Below are 22,348 nucleotides of genomic sequence, written 5' to 3' on the forward strand. Positions count from 1 at the left end.
TATATCAGTAGGGCTAAACCACCCGAAACCAAACCGCAGGCAAAAAAAAGACAGGCATAAAGCCTGTCTTTAGATTTTGCGTAAGGAGGGAGCCGCGTTTAACTGTTTAACGCGCCTGCATAGGCTTTATCGAACGTGGGGATATGGCTATCCAGCCAACCTTTGACCATCTGTCCGACCGCATCGGTCACATCGGCTTCGCCGGCATGGAATTTTTTCTGCAAATCGGCGCAAATGCCGATCAATGCCTCATGTTCCGCTTTGTGGTTAGCAAAATTGGCGAAACCTTTCGCCTGCATTTCTTGTTCTTCATGGGCAAAATGTCCGACCACATAAGCGATCAGGTCGTCTAACTGCGCCCCTATCGCCGAACGTTCCGCCCCGCCTGTCGCCAAGCTGTATAAATTATTGAGTTTATCAAACAAAATTTGGTGCTCTTCATCGGCAAAACCTACATTAGTGCCGTATTGTTCTGCCGTCCAAGTGATTAGTGTCATCTTTGTTCTCCTCATGGGTTAATTCTAGTTATTACCACATTTTTATTATGGTTTAAATTTAACCATACGTCAAGAAGGGTTTTTTATGAAGACCCATAAGGGCTGAGGCCAACAAATTTTCTTAATAACTGATGTTACGCAGCCCTTAGTTTTTGCAACTCTTCATAAGCCATTTGGTTGGCCTTGACGAACAGCTTGGCCCGCATAGCGAAATGATTGGTTTTATGTTTTATCTTCAGGCATTCGAGCTTGAAGCCGATGTAAACGCACAGCTTGCTGTTGAGGTGCTGGAAATCTTCTTTTGACAACCCGACAAGGCGTTTGTATTCTTCGGGGTTGTCGGTGGGTAGCTGGGCATACGGTTTCATGGCTTTTTGGTGGGTCAGGATAAAGCTTGGTATTTTAACCTGTCAACGTTTATATAGTCAGCAATATTTAGGAAAGATGTCTATTAAACGCATAATCAAGAACCCAATGCAAATTGTTTTCTATGCCCCAATGCGCACGGACAACTTGCCCCAGTCTCTTAGGGTCGGATGCGTCCATGCTGCTGATAAAGTAACGGGTCTCTTCCGTGATTTTCCCCTTTTGTTCGCGCTTGGCGGTCACCGCCACGATGCTCGTAAGCTTGTCCCATTCGGGATGCCGTTCCTGTAGCCAAGCGATGTCGGAAGCCGCCCGTACGGTGCGGGTCTCAATCCGCCCGTGCCCGCCGTCATGCTCCTCGTGGCCCACGGCGGGGCGGGTGTTTTCGGATTCAAAAAACAGTTTGACATCCTCATGCAGGCCGCCCTGGTTGCCCTTTAGGCTAAGGAGGTAATCCGCGCCTTGGGCGACGATTTGCTTCGCCACTTTGGTTTGGCAACCCACTAGTGCCCCGTGTGGGTATAGCGTCAAGCGTCACCACTGCCCCGGTAATGTCCACTTGCAACAACAGCTTGGGGATGGCGGTGATTTCATTGGACTTGTCGTCCACCTTTTGCTGCCCCAGCACCAGTTGGTTATGGGTCGCCCAAGCACTGACCCTATAAATGGCTGCTTTGTCCGAAGCCGTGTCCAAACTGCGGCGTAGGCATTTGCCGTCAATGGCTATGACTTCGCCACCGCTGAGTTCCGCCAAATCGGATGCCCAACGGCTGAAGCATTCGCTGAATTTTTGCGTGTCGATAACCGTAAACACATTGCCGAAAGTGTCGTGCGAAGGGATGCCGTTTGCCAAACCCAGCACTTCGGTGAACCAGGCCTCCTTCGCCTTCCCGAACGTTTCGATGGCAACCCAATCATCCGCGCCGCAAATCACGGCGCATAAGGTGATGAAAAAAATGTCGCTGAGTTTATGCCGCTTCCGCCTGTCAATCCGGGGGTCGGGGATGTCGGCAAAGTGTTTGATGATTGAGGCGGTTGGCGCGGTAGGGATGGTTTCCATAAAATCCAGGATAAAATGCCTTAAAATCCACTATTCTACCCTTGTGTCAACAGAATTTTAATGCGATTGCCCTAGCCTGGGCGATCAGTTTGCTTTCGTCGTCGTAACAGGCGTGGTAGGTGACATCCTCGCGGAACCATTGCCACACATGTTCGACGGGCATGAAGTCGGGGCTGTAGGGCGGCAACGGCATCAGGGTGATGCCCAGTTCCTGCGCCGCCTGTTTGACTTGGCGGCTGCGGTGGTAGGGGGCGTTGTCCCAAATGAGGGTGATGTGGTCGGTGGCGGCAAAGCACGCCCTGATCTGCCGGAGGACTTCCACTGTCGCGTCCCCGTTGGCTTTGGTGGCGGGGAAGAGCCGCACTTGGGCGCGGTTGTAGAGATACACCCCGAAAAACGACACTTTCGCCAGCCCCGGCGAACTGGAACTGACCCAAGCGCGTTCGCCTTTGACCGTCCAACCGTAGCCTTCGTCGGTGTCCAGATGGATATGGGCCTCGTCCAGATAGACGATCTGGGTCTTGCCTGCGGTGGCCGCCGCCAGCCGTTCTTGGAGCGGGGCGATGAAGGCCTCCCGCCGTTCCGGGTCGGCCTTGTTCAGGAGTTTGCGCCATTTCTTCCAAGAAAAACCCATATCTTTCAGGGCGTTCCTGGTACTCTCACGGCAACAGCTGACACTGTGGGTTTTTTTGACCCACTCCACCAGCCGTTTTAACGTCCAGCGGGGCATGAAAGCGGCTTCGGTTTGGGCTTGCGGCGGCTCCGCCGCCGATTGGAGGCTTTGGTGAATCAGACCTGCTAATCCGTCGGTGATTTTCCGGCAAAAAGGGGGAGGTTTCCGCCTGTATGCAGATAAAACAGGCTTTCATGCCCCTTTTTGTTATATCGCCGCACCCAATCCATCACGGTCTGGTGGTTCCTTCCGGTTTCGCGCCCGACTTGGCTCGCGCTCTTGCCGCCGCAGATCTCGAACAAGGCAAAAAAACGCTCACGGGTGCGCGGGTGGTCGCCGTTGACTGCCAGATCCCTTAAAAATTCGGGTGACTGGCCCCATTTGTCATAACTTACTTTTAACAGGTTTCAAAACGGATGGGGGAGTGTTTTTAAAACGCTGCATGATACGGCCAATACCCGTTTTTTGCCACCCGGAATCCCATGCAAAACTCCTTGTTTCGCGTGATTGCTTGTCAAATAGAAGTTACTGTTTTCGGCATGGTTAAGGTTTATAAAGATTCTTCAATCATGGTTTTTCTCCTTTGTTGGTGATTTTAAAGCTACAAACAACACCGCCTTTGGCCATGCACTCGGTATGTTCTATCTCACTTTCCAGTAAAGACGAAATCAACGTCCGGTCAAATTCACAAACTTCTTCATGTTTTTGTGCCAGGTCATGATAGACGCAATTGCAGGCTTCAATAGTCCGTTCATTGTTATCTATATTTTTGATGGCTTTTGCCTGGAAACCCAGTTGCGCCATTATTTTTAGCAAACCCTCCAGTTTTTCGTCCGGTTGTTTGCCGACAAACTGGGGCAACAGGCTTTGCGACAAATGGACCGCCAACTTATGCAGATAACGCTGTAAAGCTTCGGAACCCATTTCGTCTTTGAGGTTGCGAAGAAGCAATTCGGAAAACCAAGCGTATTGCTTGGGAAAGCTGTTGATGCCCGCTTCGGTCAAAATAAAGCTACGGACTGGACGGCCTGAGGTTTTATGGATCCCGCCGGTTTGTATGTAACCGTTTTTTTGTAGCGTGGCGAAATGTTGCTGTACGGCGTTCCTGGAGATGTCTAAGGCCGTGGCGATTTCGTCAATGCTCAGCCCTGCCTTGTTTTCCAGCAATAAGGTAAGGATTTCATGTTGTCGGGATTTGATCTTGTCAACCATATAAGTGCTTTATGCCCATCCGCTAAATGGATAAAGAATAACAAAAAAATCGTACATTAAACAGTAATAAACCATATAACATAAATATATTGTATAAGTTATTTTTGTTTGTTATCATTTTTCGCGTAGCCGAACCCATTTGGCTATAACCCTGAAAATGCCATGATGGCCAATACCCAAAACCATAAGGGCGCAACTACGGGTAAAACGCTTTATGAATAGATGCCTTTTGGATTTTCCCACTCTGAACAACAGGTTTCTCTAAGATGGATATTAAGCCATTTTTTCAGTTCATCACCGTTGATCCGGTCAATTTAAGCATCAAAGGCAAATTGCTTTCTGTACTTGCCAGTTTCATTGCTATTTTAGTGATCGCATGGGTCACCCAAAAAGTCGGGGTTGGTTCCGCTTACCCGATTATAGTCGCCTCGATGGGCGCTTCCGTCGTCATCCTGTTTATTTTGCCTAGCAGCCCGCTTGCGGCACCGTGGCCATTGGTTGGCGGGCAACTGGTTTCGGCAGCCATTGGCGTCGCTTGTGCCCAAATGATTGCCGATACCGTCTTGGCATCGGGCTGTGCGGTCGGAGCCAGCATCCTTGCCATGCTGTTGCTGCGTTGCCTGCATCCTCCGGGCGCGGCCACGGCACTGACACCTGTCATTAGCAGCGCCCCTGACCATTTGCTGGATTACAGTTTTGTCTTGATGCCTGTGGGCGTTAATGTGGCGGTCATGTTGTTTATGGCGGTTGCCATCAACCGCTGGATATTGCGTTACGGATACCCTACAGCCATCCCTTTAGCTGACAAGAACAAGCGCGGACACAGCACCCTTATCCAGCCTTCCCAACGCACCGGCATTTCTGCACAGGATGTGGAATTGGCGTTGGAGAATATGGATAGGTTTATGGATGTTTCGGCGGGGGATTTGAGCAAACTGCTTACCGATGCCCAGATGCAAAGCTTCAAACGTTACCAAGGCAACATCAGCTGTGCGGATATTATGGTTAAACCTATTCTGACGGTTGAATATGGGACAGAAGTCCAAGAAGCCTGGAAAACCATGCACGACGGCAAGCTTAACGCCTTGCCTGTTATTGACCGTGCCCACCGTGTCATTGGCATTATCACTTGGAATGATTTTTTTAAATTCGTTGACGTGGAAGCCAATGAAACGTTTGCGGAAAAATTCAAGGCTTTTGTCCGTCGTACGCCGGATGTCACCACCGAAAAACCGGAAGCGGTCGGCCATATCATGGCTAGCCCTGTTAGTGTCATGCCGGAAAATAGCCATATCGCCGAACTGATCCCTTTGATGGCAGATCAAGGTTATCGGCAAGTTCCGATTGTAAATGACGAAAATCGTCTGGTGGGCATGGTGTATCAGGCCAATTTAATTGCCGCCCTTTATAACAAAAGCCACGATTATGCGAAAAACCAACCCGTGGGCATTTAGGCCCGCACCGGACAAAGGGCGGCGTTTTTTATTGATGCCGCCCATTTCGTGCTGATGCCGTTCCCCGTTCCTGAAATGTGCAGTAAGCCATTAATGAGCATGACAACCTTGATAACCGAGATAATAAATGGCTTGTGGATGTAGGCTAATGTAAACGGCTTAATCATCTTACTAGGTCTATGGCGGGATCAGCCTTGCGGTTTCAATACCAGGAGCTTGCCGATGGATTGCAGTCCAACCACTTCTTCTAGCGCCAAGCCAGATTGCCCAAAAAGGTGCCGCCACTGTGCCAGCGTCCTTTCCCTGCCCCGTGTCGCCATAAACATCTGCATATCAAAAGCGGCGCTGGCAAAGTCGGCTTGGTTTTTTGCAACCACCCATTCCAACAGCGCAATACGGGCGCCAGTGCCTGCACAGGCGGAAGCCAGATTGCCCAACGCTTTGACACAAGCCCCGTCATCCATGCCGTGCAGGACAGCACTTAACAAATAGATGTCCCGGTCATTGTTTGCGCTTGGGACCGATTCCAGCAAGTCCCCGGCCTGAAAAGCCAAGCGGGCAAGCAAGCTGGGCGGGGCTTGCTCCGCCCAGTGGTTTGCCGCCGCTTGGATCACCTGGCTACGGTCAAACACCAATGCCGACAAATGCGGATGCCGCTTCAATAAGGCCACGGATTTGTTGCCCTGCGAACCGCCCACATCAATGACCCGGTCAAATTGGCGCCAATCGAAATCCGTGGCAAAGCTGTCGCCCGTCAACGCCTCCACACTGGCCATGGCACGGGTAAACAGCCGGTCGAATTCGGCGTGGCTATCCATATAGCCATACAGCGTGTCACCGTGGGCGAGCTGAAACGGCACTTCATCATTACGCATGCCCTGTTCCAATTGCTCATACCAGGGCACGCTCATTTCTGGCGAGTTGTGCATCAAGATCATCGCGCGGACGTTTTGGGGGTTATCTTCGCGCAAGTAAGCGGAAAGCCGGTTGTTCCTGAACGAACCCGGGGGCTGTTCTGTAAAGATACCCATTGCCGAAAGCATCCGTAACAAACGGTGGACGGCATCCGCCGATGCGCCGATGTGTGCCGCTATGGCTGCGGCGGAGAGGGTTTTATCCGCCAGAACGGACGCTATATCTAAGCGGACAGCGACATGCAGCGCCCGGGACTGCCAAAACGCCGACCCGATTTGTATCAGCCGGAACGGTGGCGGGGTGAGTTTATTGGGGATGGACTGCAACCAAGCGGCAAACTGCATCAGCTTGGCAAAACGGCGGACCGCGCCCGGATTTTTCTGTAATGGCATGACAAACCCTTCCTATTCTGCTCTGACTACCAAGCCAGATGCCAATAACTGGCCGTTGAACGCGGCCAATTGGCCAAAAAACGCACTGTCCATGACTTTGCCCTGCGCCTCAAAAAAATCTTTCAGCAGTATCGGCATCATCGCCAGACTGACAAATGCCATCCGAACCATATCAGGGTCCAAATCCGGCAAGGCTTGGCCGTCTGCCTGCCATTGCGTCACTTTTTTGGTGCCGCGCGTCCGCCCCCGCTCCAATAATTGGTGGATAAAATGGCGGCCTGGCCCTTGGTTAAGCGCCAAAACCTTCAAGATGAGCTTGGGAAATTCGGGCTGTTCCGCCATCGTCCGGTAATACAGCAAGAAAAAGTCCTTAAACCCATCAACAGTGTCCAGCATCTGCCCGTCCAACACCTTAAGCAAGGGATTTAGCGTGTTGCGGATCATCTCTTCATACAAACCTTCCTTATTGCCAAAATAGTAACGGATCATCGATACGTTGGCATCGGCTTTTTCGGCAATCAGACGGGTCGTAACCTTGTGGTAGTCATCGGAAAGGAAGCTGTCGAGGGCCGCTTTGAGCAAACGCTCGCGCACGGGATCAGGAGTTACGTCAGGGTTGGTGGTCATTGCCTTTTCCAAATAGCCGATAGAAAAGGTTAGGTTATCAGCGGCATGTTGATGCCGCCAGACATTTCGTCAATCAAATTTGCTGGTTTGATTGACAATGGGAGGGTTTGATAGCGGCCTGTTATGCGTTGTCGGGCATCCTGATGACGGCTTCCTCCGTGCGTTAGACCCTGCCGAAGGCGGGCGGTTTTTCCGTCGCCGCCGTGCCGCGCCGCCGCAATGCGGGCAGGTGATACCACCTGCCCAACGTAACGGCCGGATGGTCGGGTAACAGTGGGCTTTACTGGCTAGTTGTTTGATTATGATGATTGAGGTTTCCATTCGGCCATTTTAGCAAAAGACCTCAAAACACATATTGAGCCACTCGTTATTAACGGCATGGCACGGAACCCAAGACCCAGAGTCCTTCCGAAAACGAACGCCAACAAACCTGATCATTGAGTAAACCCTATCTCATCCCCGCAAACAATAGGCCTTCGCCTTGTGGCATATCCCTTATGCTAATAGTGCCATATTCCCTACCCGCCTTGGAAGCCGCGCAGAATAAGGCATAAAGTTTTTAAAAAAAATATAAATCAGGTCAAATGACACACTTTCGATTTTTTTTGTTATGGAAACGCGCTTTTTTTGTATTTTTTCTGGCTATTTTTTTGCCTGGGCTTCCGTAATTTACCTCACCTACTATTTTTGGTTTTTATTAAAAATAGTATCAATAATAAAAATCATCAGTTGTATCAATGATTTAAATCATTGCATAAAATCAATGCGTTAAATTATTGGGGCAGTTAGACAAGCCATTTTTTTGGCATAGCTTATGCAATATGACAGTAAGAAATCGGTTTTGCCGTTTTCTTACCACAAGAGATTTTTCTTGTGACCTTAGCTTGCATAAGCCATAGCTTCCGTAAAAAATATTGGCTTTGCCAAGCGAAATATTGTTTTATATAAAAACTTGGAGAAATAAACATGATCAAATTGAGTCGCCAAAAACTATCTTTGTTGGCTGTAGCGGCAGCAATCAGCGCCTTTTCTTTCACTGCCCAAGCCCACGAATTGCGTTTCTTGAGCAATGGCTACATCATTGGTGTCGGTTCGCATGTTGAACCGGTCATTCATGGCCAAACTAACGGCAATGATTTTTATGCCGCCCACGAAACCGTCATTGGCGACATAAATTCATCGGTCTTTTTGGATGTGTCTGCTGGCGATACCATAGAATTGATCACGGTTCCCGTAAAGCTGAGCACAGAAGACTATAACGCACCTATCACCCAAATCTTCCCGGCGTTGACCGCCTATAGCCAAACGACTATTGATGATGCCCCAGGCCTGACTGCCAGCTTCACATTCCCGACAGCGGGTACTTATGGCTACATCGTATTCGGCGAAATAAAAAAAGTGGGCTACCCTACCCTCTTTTTCGGTGAAAAATTCGTCTGTGGCGCAGGTAGCCGCGACACGGTTTACGGCACCTCTTTCGAGTGCGCCCAGTAAGCGCTGATTAGCGGTTTATAGATAATTGGGGTAACAGCCGACGGGCTGTTACCCCTTTTTCATGGCGGCGGGTTTATCTCCGTTTTTGGGTAGGAAATATTGCCGCTATACCCCAACAAACGCCGTTCTTTGTGGCATATCCCTTACACCTATAGGGCCATATACCTTACTAAGCTTGCAAGCCACGCAGAATAAGGCCTTCGGTTTTTAAACAATAGATAAAGTAGGGCAAATCACACATTTTAGCCATTCTTTATTATAGAAACGCGCGTTTTTTTGTCTTTGCTACAGATTTTTTTATTTAATCACCGAGCTATTGACCTCACCTATTATTTTTATTTTTTTATCCTAAATAAGACCGATAATAAAAACGCCCCTCTCCTTCAATAACTTAAATCAGATAATTAAATCAATAAGTTAAATTATAGCGGCAGGCATAAACGCCATTTTTTGGCATAGCCTGTGCATTATGGCTATAAGAAACCCATTATTGACGGGTTTCTGAACACAAGAATTTTTCTTGTCAGCTTAGTTTGTATATGGCATAGCCTCGGTAAAAAACGGCTTCGCTGGTGCAAGCGTAATACACTTTTTTATAACTATCTGGAGAAATAAATATGATTAAATCAAGTCGTCAAAAATGGTCTTTGTTGGCTATAGCGGCAGCAATCAGCGCCTTGTCTTGCACTGCCCAAGCCCACGAACTACGTTTCTTGAGCAACGGCTACATTATTGGCGTCGGTTCGCATGTTGAACCGGTCATTCATGGCCAACCTAACGGCAATGATTTTTATGCCGCCCACGAAACCGTTATTGGCGATATCGATTCATCGGTCTTTTTGGATGTGTCTGCCGGCGATAAGATCGAACTGATCACCATCCCCGTAAAGCTGAAAAAAGAAGACTTTAACTCGCCTATTATCCACATTTTTCCGGCTCTGACCGCCTATACCCAAACGGATATCGATGGTGCGCCTGGTCTGACCTCCAGCTTCACTTTCCCGTCAGCGGGCGCTTATGGCTACATCGTCTTCGGGGAAATCAAGAAAGCAGGTTATCCTGAACTGCATTTCCATGAAAAATTCGTCTGTGGCGCAGGTAGCCGCGACACGGTTTACGGCACCTCTTTCGATTGCGCCCAGTAAGCGCTGATTAGCGGTCTGTAGCCGTTTGAGGGTAACTGCCTTAGGGCTGTTACCCTTTTTTATAGCGGTTGTTGTCGGAACGGCATAGGACATGGACAAGGTTTATCCAGCCACTTTTTGGTTGGCATAGACCGGAGCGGAGGACTCGCTTAACCTAAAAACTTATTTTCACTTATAAATCAATATCATGAGCGGTTTTTCTTTGTTTGCCGTAACTGTTTGATTTTATTAAAAACCCCAAAAACCGCCCCCTTTTCCAAACCCGCGCCGATAACGTTAAAGCTAAGCCGCGTAGGTCGGGCACGCGGTTTTGCCGGACATTTACCCCTTCCGCCAGAAGAGAAGTAAACACTCCTACCCCCTTAAGGTTTAAAGGGCAATGGCATAAACAAAGGGTATGGCAAACCGCACGGCTCCTGTCGGGCAAAACCGCGTGCCCGACCTACAACGACAGTCTTTAGCTTTATTTTATGCGCCTTCCCGCCTATCTTAACAAAGGCCTTAGCTGTTGCGCTAAATGTGAAACGTGCGGAGCGGTGAGCATACTGATATGGTTGCCGGGGCTTAGGCTTAGCGCCGCGTTGGGGGCGTATTGTTGCCATAAGCGCAGACGCTGGCCGCTAGCGTCGGCAGTGCTATCTTGCCCGGCCTCGGCGACGTTGAACACATGCAATGGCCCTAAATAGGGTTGCTCAGGTGTGTAGGGTGTCTGCCAATTGCTGGCAAACACCCGGACGATACCGTGCAAGGTTTGCAGGGAGGTTCTCGGCGGCATCAGTTTGACGGCAATTAAGCGTTCCAGCAACAGGGTAAGTTGGGCGTATTTAGCCAGCGGCACAAAATCGCCCGCGCTCAACCCTAGCGGTTGCTGGCTGCTTAATTCAAATAATCCTACCAAAGCCATTAACATGTCAATGCGGTTATGGCGGCTTATGAGTGCATCTGGCGTTGTCGGCACTTCGCTGTCCAACAGGATCAGGGCGGTAATGTCCGCCCCCTGTTGGATGAGTTGCACGGCCATTTCAAAAGCGACCCAGCCGCCAAAGGAATGCCCCAGCAAACGGTAGGGGCCGGGGGTTATGGCACGCATGGCTTTGATATAGGCCGCAGCGGCGGCGGCCACATCGCTATGCGGTGTTAAACAACCTTCTAAGCCACGCGGCTGTAGCCCATAAATCGGTAGATTCGGGTCTAGCGCTAGGCTCAGTGCATAAAATGCCGTGACGCTAGCTCCAGCCCCCGGTACACAAAACAGCGGCGGGGCTTTGGTTAAACCGCTTTGGATCATAATTGTCGGTATATAACGGCTTTCGGGTAGGGTTTGGCTTAGCGGTTTTTGCAAGGCTTGGCTTAAGGCTTTCGCCAGTGGCTGGCTATGCGGCGGTACCATCATCGACAGATGATTGCCTGCTACAGGGATAATGGTTAGCGGTTCGCCAATGAAGTTTTGCCATGCTTGGCTTATGGCGGCACAGGCGGGGTTGTCTTGGGCGGCGAACAAAGTCACCGGAAAAGACGGGGGATAAAGGCAATACGCGCTAATGGCTTGGCTAATGGCTTTGTACACGGCTAGCCAGCGTTTGGCGGTGGCGTTGTCTATGTCCTTAGGCAGAAAATCGGCGTTTCGGCAATAATCCAGCAGCCCGTCCAAATCAGTGCTAAGCATTAATGGCTGTAATTGGCTATTAAGGGCGGGCGGCGCATCAAATGCCAGCAACTCCAGCAAAAATTCGCTGTCCGTGCTGTGGCGCTCTGGGCCGTCGTAATATGCCGTATCCAGCAGGCCGACAAATTCCACTGTTTGGTCTGCCCCTAGCAGTTGGTTGGCGATTTCATAGGCGATGATCCCACCCGCCGACCAGCCGGCAATCCGGTAGGGACCGAATGGCTGAACCTTGCGGATGGCGCGGATATAACAGGCGGCCATGGCTTCGACGGTCGGTAAAGGGCTTTCGCCTACACCAAAGCCGCTGGCGGCCAAGCCATAAACTGGGATGTCGGCATCCAGCCACTGCGCCAGTTCCCGCGCATAGTTAATCTCGCCTTTGCCGGGGTGGATTAAAAACAGCGGATGGGCGTTGCCTGTCGGGCTAATGGGAACTAAGTTGCTGGCCGCTGGCCGCTCAGTGCTGATAGCGGCCGCAAATGCCGCCAGTACCGGATGGGCAAATAGGTTACGGACAGGAATATCCACCGCTAAACTTTGCCGTAACCGCGACATCAGTTGTACCGCCAATAACGAATGGCCGCCCAAAGCAAAAAAATCATCGTGCCGCCCTACCTTGTCTACTTGCAACAAGTCTTGCCAGAGGCGGGCGACTGTTATCTCGGTATCGCCTTGCGGGGCTTCATAGTCCTGCGTGACGGTGCTGCTGCCGTCAGGGGCGGGCAAGGCCTTACGGGCCAGCTTGCCGTTGGCGGTCAGCGGAAATTGTTCTAAGGTGACGAAAACACTGGGCAGGCTATAATCCGGCAACTGTGCGGCGAGTTGGCGGCGTAGCTCGGCGGGGCTTAGGGTGTGGCCGGGTTCGGCAAGCAGGTAGGCGACCAAACGCTTCTCCCCCAGATTGTCCTCACGCGCGATAACCGCCGCTTCACGCACGCCTGGGCAGCGGCACAGAGCTGCTTCAATCTCGCCCAGCTCAATACGGAAGCCCCGGATTTTGACTTGCGCATCATTACGCCCCAGATAAGCGATAGTGCCGTCCGGCACCCATTTACCCCTATCGCCCGTTTTATAGAGGCGGTCAGATTGGCTGTCACCAGACCCGAACGGGTTGGCGATAAAGCGTTCGGCGGTCAGTTCCGGGCGGTGCAAATAGCCCCGTGCCACCCCTGCTCCGCCGATATGGATTTCCCCTGCCACGCCTAGGGGGACGGGCTGCATCTCGTTGTCTAAAATATAAATTTGGCTATTGGCGATGGGACGGCCTATGGGGATGGGCTGTCCGGGGCTGGCCGCACTGATGGTAAAGGTGCTGGCAAAGGTCGTGGTTTCGGTAGGGCCATAGCCATTTAGCAGGTGTTGGGGGCGGTCATCGCTGGCCAACAGGCTGGCGGCTGTGCCGGGGTCGACCACATCGCCGCCGATGAGCAAATACGTCAATTGGTGGAATGCGGGCTTAAGTTCGGCACAATACTGCCTGAACAAGCCGACCGTCAGCCATAACGCCGTTACGCCATTTTCCATCAGGGTATTTCTGAGCAGTCCGGCCTCTAAGACCACGGCAGGCGGCACCAGCACTACACGCGCCCCATTCAGTAACGCGGCCCAGATTTCCCAAGTCGACGCGTCAAAAGCTGGATTCGCGCAATGGGCTAAGCAATCGTTAGGCGTAATCGGCGCATAGTTGTTAATGGCCAAGTTAATGACATTGCGGTGTTCAACCATCACGCCCTTCGCTTGCCCGGTCGAGCCTGAGGTGTACATGATATAAGCCAGATGCTGGCTGGTTAAACCCTCGATATGCGGGTTAGTGTCAGGCGTATTCGGATCGGCTTCGGCAGTCGGCCCGTCCAGGGCAAGGCTAGGCACAGGGCTGGGCAACAACGCCTGCAAGCGCGGTTGCAGGGCGCTGTGGCTCAGTATCACCAAGGGCTGGCTATCGGTGAGCAGATAGGCCAAGCGTTGGTCTGGGTCACTGGGATCTAGCGGCACATAGCCGCCGCCCGCCTTCAGGATGGCGATAATCGCCACCACCATCGCCAGACTGCGTTCGGCACAGAGCGCGACCCGGTCATCGGGCCGGATACCCAGGGCGATCAGGCGATGGGCGAGGCGGTTGGCTTGGCGGTTAAGTTCGGCATAGCTCAGGTGTTGGCCTGCACAAATCAGGGCAATGGCGGCGGGGATTTGCGCGGCTTGCTGCTCAAACCGCTGGTGGATGCACAGGTGTTGGGGATAGTCGGTGCGGGGCGGATTAAAACCGCGTAATAGTTGCTGGCGTTCACCGTCACTTAACAGCGGCAACTGCATAACAGGACGCTTAGGATGGCCGATAATGCCCTGCAATAGGTTCAGAAAGTGTTGCGCCATACGGGCAATGGTGGCAGCACCGAACAGCGCGGTATTGTATTCGATCAGGCCGCTTAGGCCATCGTCGGCAGCTTGGCTGATATGTAAGCTCAACTCGAATTTAGCGCTGACACCCGCACTCTCCACACCGCTGATGGTCAAACCCGCTAAGGGCGGCAGGGGCTGTTTGGTGCTGTTTTGCAAACTGAACAGGACTTGGAACAAGGGGCTGTGGCCTAAATGGCGTTCCGGCTGCAACAGTCCGACCAAGTGTTCAAACGGCAAGTCCTGATGGTCTTGCGCCGCCTGTACCGTATTATTGAGGCGGCTGAGCAATGCTTTAAACGTGGGGTTACCTGACAAATCGGCGCGTAGCACCAAGGTGTTGACGAAAAAGCCGATCAGGTTTTCGGTCGCCAATTGCTGGCGGTTGGCTATCGGCGTACCGATAGCCAAATCGTTCTGGTTACTGTAGCGGGCCAGCAAAATGCTAAAGGCCGTCAATAGGGTGACGAACAACGTGGTTTGGGACTCGCGGCTCAGCCGATGACAAGCCGCCGCGAGGGCGGGCGGTAAGCTAAAGTGTTGGTTCGCCCCCTGATGACCCAGCACCGCTGGCCGGGGCTGGTCGGTGGGCAATTCCAGCAATGCGGGTAGCCCGGCCAATTGTTGCCGCCAGTAGTCGGTTTGCCGTTGCAGAACCGCCCCATCCAGCCATTGCCGTTGCCAATAGGCAAAGTCGGCATACTGGATAGCCAGTTCCGGCAAGGGCGACGGCTGGCCGCTACGGTAAGCCTGATACAGGGCGGCAAATTCGCGGGTCAGGATAGTGGCTGACCAACCGTCGGTGATGATATGGTGTAGGTTGACCAGCAGCAAGGCTTCGGTTGTACCCAAACCGATCAGACATACCCGTAGTAAAGGCCCGTTTGCCAAATCGAAAGGGCTAACGGCTTCCTGTCGGCACAGTCGCTCAGCCAGCGTTTGCTTAGTAGGGTCTGGCAAGTGCGACAAGTCCACACTGCGTACGGGTATGCTCAGGCTGGCGGCAATCTGTTGCTCCGCTTGGCCATCAACAGTGACAAAGCGGGTGCGCAATATTTCATGGCGGCGGACAATTTCGTTAATGGCTTGGCTTAACGCCACGGAGTGCAATAGGCCGGTCAGGTGCAAGGCCATCGGGATAGTATAAAACCCACTGCCCGGTTCTAATTGGTCTAAAAACCAGAGCCGTTGTTGGGCGTAAGATAAAGGGATGCGGACGGTACGCGCGATGGGCGTTATCCGGCCATTGCCCTGCCCGTCCTTAGCCAGCAAGGCGATTAACTCGGCTTTTCGGTCTTTTAGCTGGGTTTTCAGGGTATCTGTTAGCGTATCTTTAGGAGCCTTACACCTTAACTGCCCATTTTCGACAAACAACTGGACATTTAAGGCGCGTAAGCTGCCCAGCAATTCCGTTAACATCATAGTTCTATATCCTCATATTCGACATCGCTTGCCGCGTTTGGCAAACGGGTTTGGCTGTTGAGCCAGACCGCCAGATCGACTTGTTCAGCCAATTGGGCCACCGTATTGGCCTCGAACAAGGTTTTTAAGGGCAAGTTAATGGCGAAGGCCAGACCTACCCGGCTCATCAATTGGGTGGCAATCAAGGAATGCCCGCCCAGCTCGATAAAGCTGTCATTAATGCCGACCCGTTGGACATTCAGCAGTTGCGCCCACATTGCCGCCAAGGTTTGCTCCGTGGGGGTGCGCGGTTCGGCATAGCGGTGTTGCAGTTGTTCGGCGACATCCGGTGGCGGTAAGGCTTGACGGTCGAGTTTGCCGTTGGCGGTGAGCGGGAAGGCATCCAATACCACAAAGGCGCTGGGCAGCATATAGTCGGCCAGTTGCGCGGCGAGCTGTTGGCGCAAGTCGGCACTGTTAAGTCCGTAGCCTGATTCGGGAATAATATAGGCCACTAGGCGTTTGTCGCCCACGCTGTCTTCACGCACGCTGACCACCGCCGCCTGTACATTGGGAAGCTGGCTGAGCTGGGCGGCAATTTCGTCCAATTCGACACGGAAGCCCCGGATTTTGACTTGCCTATCGTCACGGCCACTATAGGCGATGTTACCGTCCGGCAACCAGCGGCCTAAATCGCCGGTTTTATAGAGCCGGGCATGGGGAGTGCGGCTATAAGGGTCGGCAATGAAGCGTTCGGCGGTCAAGTCGGGGCGGTTGAGATAAGCTCTGGCGACCCCCGCCCCGCCGATATACAACTCGCCCGTGACCCCTTGCGGCACAGGGTGCAGATTGGCATCCAAAATAACGATGTGGCAGTTGGCGATAGGGCGGCCTATCGGTATGGGCGTACCCGCCGTGGCCGCCGTTATCTGATAAGTGCTGGCAAAGGTGGTGGTTTCGGTCGGGCCATAACCATTAATCAAGTGCGCAGGGCCAGTGCCGCTTGCCAATAAACGGCTGACGGCCTGGGGATCGACGACATCACCGCCGACCAACAGGTAGCTTAACCGCGCAAAAGCCGGGGTCAGCACGTCAAGGTATTGATGGAACAGCCCAGCCGTTAACCATAAGGCGGTTACGCCTTCGTTAATCAGGGTGTTATTGAAATCAGGGGCCTGCAAAACCACATCTTGGGCGATTATCGCCAGTCTTGCGCCATTGAGCAACGCCGCCCAAATCTCCCAAGTTGACGCGTCAAAAGCCGGGTTGGCGCAATGGGCGACACAATCTTGTGGCGTGATCGGCGCGTAGTCGGTCATGTTGATTAAATTAACGACATTACCATGGTTTACCATAACCCCTTTCGGTTGTCCGGTAGAGCCGGAGGTATACATGATATAGGCCAGATGCCCGCCCGTCAGCGGCAGTGCTGGGTTATGCGCCGGATAATCGGCCAGTCCCCCTACCCTGCCCGCCGCATCCAAGGCCAGTAGCGGCACTAAGGTCGTCGTAGTTGGCAAGCCGGACAGTAATTCCGCTTGCGCCAACACCAAGACCGCTTGGCTGTCTTGCAGCAAGTACGCCAGCCGTTGGGCAGGGAGGCTGGGGTCTAGCGGCAGATAAGCCCCGCCTGCCTTCAGGATGGCTAATAGGCTGACGACCATAGCCACACTGCGCCCGGCATAGACCGCCACCCGGTCTTCGGGGCGGACACCTAAGCTAAGCAGGCGGTGGGCCAGCCGATTGGCGCGGCGGTTGAGTTCGCCATAACGAAGGGTTTGGCCTGCACAACTGACGGCGACATCATCGGGCCTTTGCGCGGCTTGCTGCTCAAACAACAGCGGCAGGCAGGCGGATTGTGGATCATTAATAGCAGTGCCTTTCGCTAGGGTAAGTAAGTTGTGCTGTTCTTCTGGGCTTAAGAAGCTTTGGCGGGTATGGCTAGACCACGGGTTGTCGGCCATATCGGTCAATATGTTCAGGAAATACCCCGCTATCTGTCCGGCCTGTGCCGCCGTGAAGCGGTTTTGGTCGGCAAAAAGGCTGAGGCTGAGCTGCTGACCGACGATGTCTTGCTGAAAAGCCACCAGTAAAGGCGTTAAGGTGGGGGCAAAATCATCCCATGCCAATACTTGCAGATCCTCAGATTGCGCCAAATCCTTAGCGACATGATAGTGCAAGTAATGGAACATCGTCCCGAACAAGGGCCGCTGATGGGTACGTTGGATTTCTGCCAACGGATAAAACCGATGCTGCAATAATTCCCGTTCGGCAGTGAACACCTGAACGGCCAGCTCCCGCCAACTGCTAGGTTTAAGCCCCGTCACCAACGGCAAGGTGTTTAAAAACACCCCCAATGCCCGATCCGCATCGGCCACTTCCGCGCGGATACTACAGACTAGCCCCGTCGTGACCTGTTGCTTACCGTACAGCATCGCCAACACTTTGAGGTGGGCGGTCAACAACACCGTTTTTAGCGGTACACTGAGCGACCTTGCCAGTGCCTGTAAACCTTGGGCCAGCGCGGGTGTTAAGCGCACCGTCAGCTTGACGGCCTCTGGCGGCGGCGAGGCCTGCACACAGACGGGTAACTCCCCGTCAGGCATAGCCGCCACTTGCCGCTGCCAATACTGCCGGGTGGCGGCGGCTTGCAGGGCTTGCCGCTCGCAGACCACCAAATCGCGCAGGACATTGGCAGGGGCGGTAATGGCTAGCGGCTCTGCTTTCAGTGCCGCCAAATAGCAGGTGAAGATTTCATTCAATAAACTGACCACACTCCAACCATCCAAAATTACATGGTGTTCGGTTAAGGCAAAATGAAAGGTTGTGGCGCTGAGTTTATGGATATGGATACGCGCTAAAGGCGCTTGGCTCAGCGTGAACACTTGCTGTTTTTCAATCGCTAACCACGCATCAAGCAAATGCTGCTGGTAGGTGTCGGGAAAGCCGCTCCAATCGTCAAAACCGACCGGAATGGCGGTCTGACCTTCGGCAAACACCCATTGTAACGGCTCACTAAACTGACCTATAACAATGGCTGTCCGTAACACCGGATGCCGGGCGCAGACTTGGCGGATGACCTGATTAAACACCTCGCTATTCCAAGGGCATTGCAAAACGATGGAGTCCACCAGATGGTAAGCTTTGCTGTCCATACCGCTGTGGTAAACCATACCGGCTTGCAAGGCCGTCAGCGGATAGGCATCTTCAACATGGGCGGGTAAGAGCTGGCGGTCAGCCGCTGTCAGTAAGGCAAACGGCGCTATTACAGGCGCGTGGCTAACCGTGTCGCCGCGTACATTGGCAAGCAAGGCGCGGATGCTGTTATGCTGGTAGAGTTCCGCCAAAGAAAACGTCAACCCGCGTTGCTTAGCCAGATTGAGGACTTGGATGGTGCGTAGGGAATCGCCGCCTAAATCGAAAAACCCATCATCAATGCCGACTTGCTCCAGTCCCAGAATTTGCGCCCAAATCGCCGCCAACACCTCTTCATCGTGGGTGCGGGGTGGCGTATACGGCCTATTTGTCCGCAGATGCTTGCCGTCCGGCGCAGGCAAGGCTTTACGGTCAAGCTTGCCGTTGGTGCTGAGCGGGAACTGTTCCAGCGTGACGAAGGCGGCGGGTAACATATAGTCCGCCAATTGCCCGGCCAGTTGGCGGCGCAACTCGCCCGGGTCGGGGGTGTGGCCTGTTTCTGGGATAAGATAGGCGACCAAGCGCTTATCGCCCGGCACATCTTCCCTGGCGATGACCACGGCCTCGCGGATACCGGGGCATAGACATAAGCGGGCTTCAATCTCGCCCAATTCAATACGCAAGCCGCGTATTTTGACTTGGAAATCGTTGCGCCCCAAATACTCGATGCTGCCGTTGGGTAGCCACCGCCCCAAGTCGCCGGTTTTGTACAGGCGGCCACTGCCGTCTTTGCGGAACGGGTCGGTGATGAAGCGTTCGGCGGTCAGTGCCGGGCGGTTCAGATAGCCCCGCGCCACTTGGATGCCGCCGATGTGGATTTCCCCGGCCACGCCCAGCGGTACGGGTTGTTGGTGGCTGTCCTGGCGCGGGCGTATCATTCTATTTTCATGCCATAATTTTGCAATAAAACCGTTTCGCTCTTGGAGCGCGGGCATCTTGCCCGCCTCTTGCGGGCAAGATGCCCGCGCTCCAAGGTTTATTCCGCTTTTCATGCCCAGCCCTTTATCAAGTAAAAAAATCAAACCCCATCTGCCCGCCCGCTTCCGGTTTGCGGAACAAATCGGTGCGCAATGCAGGTAAGGGTTGGTCTATCCTTAAGCGTTTGCAGATGAGGCGGAAGCGTTGGCCGATCAGGTCGGCGTACGCGCCGGTGCCGCGCTGGCGGTGCCGGAAGTCGCTGTCGTAGGTTTTGCCGCCGTGGCTTTCGCGGATTAGGTTTAACACATGGTCGGCTTTGAGCGGGTAATGTTGGCGTAGCCATTGTTCAAACAAGTCGGCGACCTCCAAGGGCAGGCGCAAGAACACATAAGCGGCACTGCTGGCTCCGGCGGCGTGGGCGGCTTTGACAATCGCCTCCAGTTCGTGGTCGGTCAAAGCCGGAATCACTGGCGCGACCATCACCCCGACCGGAATGCCCGCCCCGTGCAAAGCCGTTATGGCCTGTAATCGCCGTTGCGGGGCGGTGGCGCGCGGTTCCAGCGTCCGCGCCAGATGGCGGTCTAGGGTCGTTACCGATAAATGCACCGACACCAGCCCCTGCGCCGCCATTGCCGCCAGCAAGTCAATATCACGCTCGATTAACGCGGATTTAGTGATGATGCTGAGCGGATGGCGGGCCTGTGCCAACACCTCCAAAATCTGCCGCATGATTTTTTGTTGCCGCTCTAAGGGCTGGTAAGGGTCGGTGTTGGTGCCTAAGGCCAGCGGCGCACAACGGTAGTTGCGCTTGCCCAACTCCTCGCGCAACAGTTGGGCGGCAGCGGGTTTGACGAGGATGCGGGTCTCAAAATCCAGCCCCGGCGATAGCCCTAAGTAGGCGTGGCTAGGCCGGGCGAAACAATAGATACAGCCGTGTTCGCAGCCCCGATAAGGGTTAATGGAGCGGTCGAACGGCAAATCCGGCGAGTCGTTATAACTGATGACCGATTTGCTGCTGTCGGTCAGCACCTGCGTCGCCAACGGCGGCAATGGCGCATCCAAACTGCCCCAACCGTCATCCGCCGCCTCGCTGTGCTGCGGCTCGAACCGTCCGGCGGTGTTGCTGATGCTGCCACGGCCTTTGTAAGTGAGGGGTTTGGGCATAAGCAGACCTTAGTGGCGGGTGGCGGGCGGTAAGGCGCTCATAATACTACGCCACCGTGCCGAACAACGCCCCTACCCCTGCCGTCAGACCCAGCGCGAGCGCACCCCAAAACACCACGCGGGCGGCCGATTTCAACACCGGCGCACCACCGACCCGGGCGGCAACAATACCTAAGAGCATCAGAAAAACCAGTGCCCCGCCTGACACCACCGGCACTAATAAAGCGGCCGGCACCACCAGCACCGTCACTAACGGCAAGGCCGCACCTACCGCAAACGTCGCCGCCGAAGCGAATGCCGCTTGCACCGGCTTGGCGCTCAAATTATCGGAAATGCCCAGCTCATCACGCGCATGGGTCGCCAAGGCGTTATGGGCGGTCAACTGTTCGGCGACTTGTTGTGCCAATGGCGGCTCCAGACCCCGTTCCACATAAATCGCCGCCAGCTCTTTCAGTTCGGCTTCGGCATCCGTCGCCAGCTCTTGGCGTTCGCGGCCCAGGTCGGCGCGTTCGGTATCGGCCTGCGAACTGACCGACACATATTCACCTGCTGCCATCGACATAGCCCCCGCCACCAAGCCCGCCACACCCGCCACCAATACCTCGCTTTGCGGGGTGTGGGCGGCCGCCACCCCAACAATCAGGCTGGCCGTTGAGACAATGCCGTCGTTAGCCCCCAAAACGGCGGCGCGTAGCCAGCCAATACGGTCAGTGCGGTGGCGTTCTGAATGGCGTTTAAGCATCTTGTGTCCCTTTATGAAAGGCGGTGATGGTAAGAAGGGTAAGTTTTATGGCAATCTGTGGTGTTTAAAACATCACAGGCATCCCATCGGCTTTGCCGGGGAAACCGCAAACGTTTGGCAGTAAGAAGAATCCATCAGGACACTTACACTTGTGAACCACCCAGCATACGATTGGGAAAAAGCCTGATGAACGAAGCCGAAAGTCTAAGCCACTCCAAGTGGGAGTGCAAATATCATATACTCGATGCTCACGTTTTTCATAAAGCCCACCCTAAATAGGGCATGGTATCTACACAAGTTTAATTGAGGCTTTGTATGGGTTTCAGGGGCATTTTGCCGCTAATAAATGTAGCGACCATAAATCCACCCGTCATTCCGGCAGATTTGTACCTGAGCGTCATCACAATAGGCGAAGTGGAACGCGGCATCACCCAGCAACAGCGCATGAATCCGGCTTTTGCTGAGGATTTGCGACGCTGGCTGGACACTATTTTGCAGCGATACGAACAGCGCCTATTGCCGTTATACTTCAAACGGTCAAGTTTTCGGCTTTTGGAGCGCGGTCATCTTGACCGCAACTGGCGGGCAGGATGCCCGCGCTCCCTCCCACTAAAAACCGAAAACTTGACCGTTTGAAGTATATAGATGCCGTCACTCATTAAGCGACACAGGGACAGCCCGACCTGACTGTTGGGTTAGGCGCGGGGGGCTAAAGCCCTCGGCAAAGGCTAAAGACCTTTGCACTCCACTGGAGAGACCGCACCGAACGGAGTGCAATGGTCTTCAGCCATTGCACGATATAACCGTATGTACCAACGTTTAACCTGTCGTTTGCTTAACGCCGGACTCTATATCTTTTAACATTTTTAAGAAGAAGCCGTCATTCCGGCAATCCCTTTATGTGGGTATGCCGGAATGACGGGTATTTTTAAGGATGCCATGCTTATTAACAGCCTGCCGTACATTTTTAGCAAAAGACCCTGAAACCCATATAGAGCCAAATCAAAATTGTTGCTAAAAAGCTACTTTACTG

General features: G+C 53.4%; 17 protein-coding genes and 1 pseudogene. 4 read left to right on the forward strand and 14 right to left on the reverse strand.

Going from position 1 to position 22,348, the window contains the following annotated elements; all coding sequences use genetic code 11:
- Window positions 1-98 precede the first annotated feature (98 nt).
- From CEK71_RS18285 to CEK71_RS18310, 7 genes and pseudogenes are all read right to left on the reverse strand, one after another.
- A complete protein-coding gene (locus CEK71_RS18285; RefSeq protein ID WP_088620728.1) occupies window positions 99-497 on the reverse strand; it encodes a bacteriohemerythrin in 399 nt (132 codons plus the stop codon).
- A gap of 134 nt (window positions 498-631) precedes the next feature.
- Window positions 632-760: pseudogene (locus tag CEK71_RS24345) on the reverse strand (IS701 family transposase); the annotation flags it as partial.
- 172 nt (window positions 761-932) lie between these two features.
- Window positions 933-1,349 carry an ISAs1 family transposase gene (locus CEK71_RS23290; RefSeq protein WP_198328314.1) on the reverse strand — a complete coding sequence of 139 codons (417 nt, stop codon included), beginning with the start codon at window positions 1,347-1,349 and terminating at the stop codon, window positions 933-935.
- Entirely contained in the window at window positions 1,306-1,923 is a 618-nt protein-coding gene (locus CEK71_RS23295) for an ISAs1 family transposase (protein ID WP_198328315.1), read from the reverse strand. Before CEK71_RS23295 ends, CEK71_RS23290 begins: the two co-directional genes overlap by 44 nt.
- Window positions 1,924-1,969: 46 nt before the next feature.
- Window positions 1,970-2,737: an IS630 family transposase gene (locus tag CEK71_RS18300; RefSeq protein WP_332455544.1), complete on the reverse strand. Its 768-nt coding sequence runs from the start codon at window positions 2,735-2,737 to the stop codon at window positions 1,970-1,972.
- Window positions 2,722-2,898: a helix-turn-helix domain-containing protein gene (locus CEK71_RS24195; RefSeq protein WP_157679400.1), complete on the reverse strand. Its 177-nt coding sequence runs from the start codon at window positions 2,896-2,898 to the stop codon at window positions 2,722-2,724. The genes CEK71_RS18300 and CEK71_RS24195 overlap by 16 nt, the downstream gene beginning before the upstream one ends.
- Window positions 2,899-3,163: 265 nt before the next feature.
- Complete coding sequence (locus CEK71_RS18310) at window positions 3,164-3,808, reverse strand: helix-turn-helix transcriptional regulator (RefSeq protein ID WP_088620732.1); 645 nt, start codon at window positions 3,806-3,808, stop codon at window positions 3,164-3,166.
- A 266-nt stretch (window positions 3,809-4,074) separates the two neighbouring features.
- Here CEK71_RS18310 and CEK71_RS18315 point away from each other — a divergent pair, with 266 nt between their 5' ends.
- Complete coding sequence (locus CEK71_RS18315; RefSeq protein WP_088620733.1) at window positions 4,075-5,262, forward strand: HPP family protein; 1,188 nt, start codon at window positions 4,075-4,077, stop codon at window positions 5,260-5,262.
- Between the two features lie 188 nt (window positions 5,263-5,450).
- Here the strand turns inward: CEK71_RS18315 and CEK71_RS18320 are convergent, their stop codons facing one another.
- The 3 genes from CEK71_RS18320 to CEK71_RS23725 form a co-directional block, all read right to left on the reverse strand.
- Window positions 5,451-6,569: a methyltransferase gene (locus CEK71_RS18320; protein ID WP_088620734.1), complete on the reverse strand. Its 1,119-nt coding sequence runs from the start codon at window positions 6,567-6,569 to the stop codon at window positions 5,451-5,453.
- Between the two features lie 12 nt (window positions 6,570-6,581).
- A complete protein-coding gene (locus CEK71_RS18325) occupies window positions 6,582-7,196 on the reverse strand; it encodes a TetR/AcrR family transcriptional regulator (protein WP_088620735.1) in 615 nt (204 codons plus the stop codon).
- Window positions 7,197-7,265: 69 nt separating this feature from the next.
- Window positions 7,266-7,517, reverse strand: coding sequence for a transposase (locus CEK71_RS23725; RefSeq protein ID WP_232463685.1), 252 nt, complete (start codon window positions 7,515-7,517; stop codon window positions 7,266-7,268).
- Between the two features lie 645 nt (window positions 7,518-8,162).
- Here CEK71_RS23725 and CEK71_RS18330 point away from each other — a divergent pair.
- Both CEK71_RS18330 and CEK71_RS18335 read left to right on the forward strand, forming a co-directional pair.
- Window positions 8,163-8,690, forward strand: coding sequence for a hypothetical protein (locus CEK71_RS18330; protein ID WP_088620736.1), 528 nt, complete (start codon window positions 8,163-8,165; stop codon window positions 8,688-8,690).
- Between the two features lie 617 nt (window positions 8,691-9,307).
- A complete protein-coding gene (locus CEK71_RS18335) occupies window positions 9,308-9,835 on the forward strand; it encodes a hypothetical protein (RefSeq protein ID WP_088620737.1) in 528 nt (175 codons plus the stop codon).
- Window positions 9,836-10,319: 484 nt separating this feature from the next.
- On the opposite strand, the gene CEK71_RS18345 is transcribed toward CEK71_RS18335, so the two are convergent.
- The 4 genes from CEK71_RS18345 to CEK71_RS18360 all read right to left on the reverse strand — a co-directional run bounded on the left by CEK71_RS18345 (window position 10,320) and on the right by CEK71_RS18360 (window position 21,315).
- Window positions 10,320-15,317, reverse strand: coding sequence for a non-ribosomal peptide synthetase (locus CEK71_RS18345; protein WP_088620739.1), 4,998 nt, complete (start codon window positions 15,315-15,317; stop codon window positions 10,320-10,322).
- Window positions 15,314-19,369, reverse strand: coding sequence for a non-ribosomal peptide synthetase (locus tag CEK71_RS18350; protein ID WP_232463686.1), 4,056 nt, complete (start codon window positions 19,367-19,369; stop codon window positions 15,314-15,316). The genes CEK71_RS18345 and CEK71_RS18350 overlap by 4 nt, the downstream gene beginning before the upstream one ends.
- 127 nt (window positions 19,370-19,496) lie before the next feature.
- Complete coding sequence (locus CEK71_RS18355; RefSeq protein ID WP_088620741.1) at window positions 19,497-20,573, reverse strand: PA0069 family radical SAM protein; 1,077 nt, start codon at window positions 20,571-20,573, stop codon at window positions 19,497-19,499.
- 46 nt (window positions 20,574-20,619) lie between these two features.
- Window positions 20,620-21,315 carry a VIT1/CCC1 transporter family protein gene (locus tag CEK71_RS18360; RefSeq protein WP_088620742.1) on the reverse strand — a complete coding sequence of 232 codons (696 nt, stop codon included), beginning with the start codon at window positions 21,313-21,315 and terminating at the stop codon, window positions 20,620-20,622.
- Between the two features lie 333 nt (window positions 21,316-21,648).
- Between CEK71_RS18360 and CEK71_RS23300 the strand changes: the two genes are divergently transcribed.
- On the forward strand, window positions 21,649-21,951 hold the full coding sequence (locus CEK71_RS23300; protein WP_198328316.1) for a PIN domain-containing protein: 303 nt from the start codon (window positions 21,649-21,651) through the stop codon (window positions 21,949-21,951).
- Window positions 21,952-22,348 lie beyond the last annotated feature (397 nt).

The sequence above is a fragment of the Methylovulum psychrotolerans genome (genome assembly GCF_002209385.1).
In the GTDB taxonomy this organism is placed as follows: domain Bacteria; phylum Pseudomonadota; class Gammaproteobacteria; order Methylococcales; family Methylomonadaceae; genus Methylovulum; species Methylovulum psychrotolerans.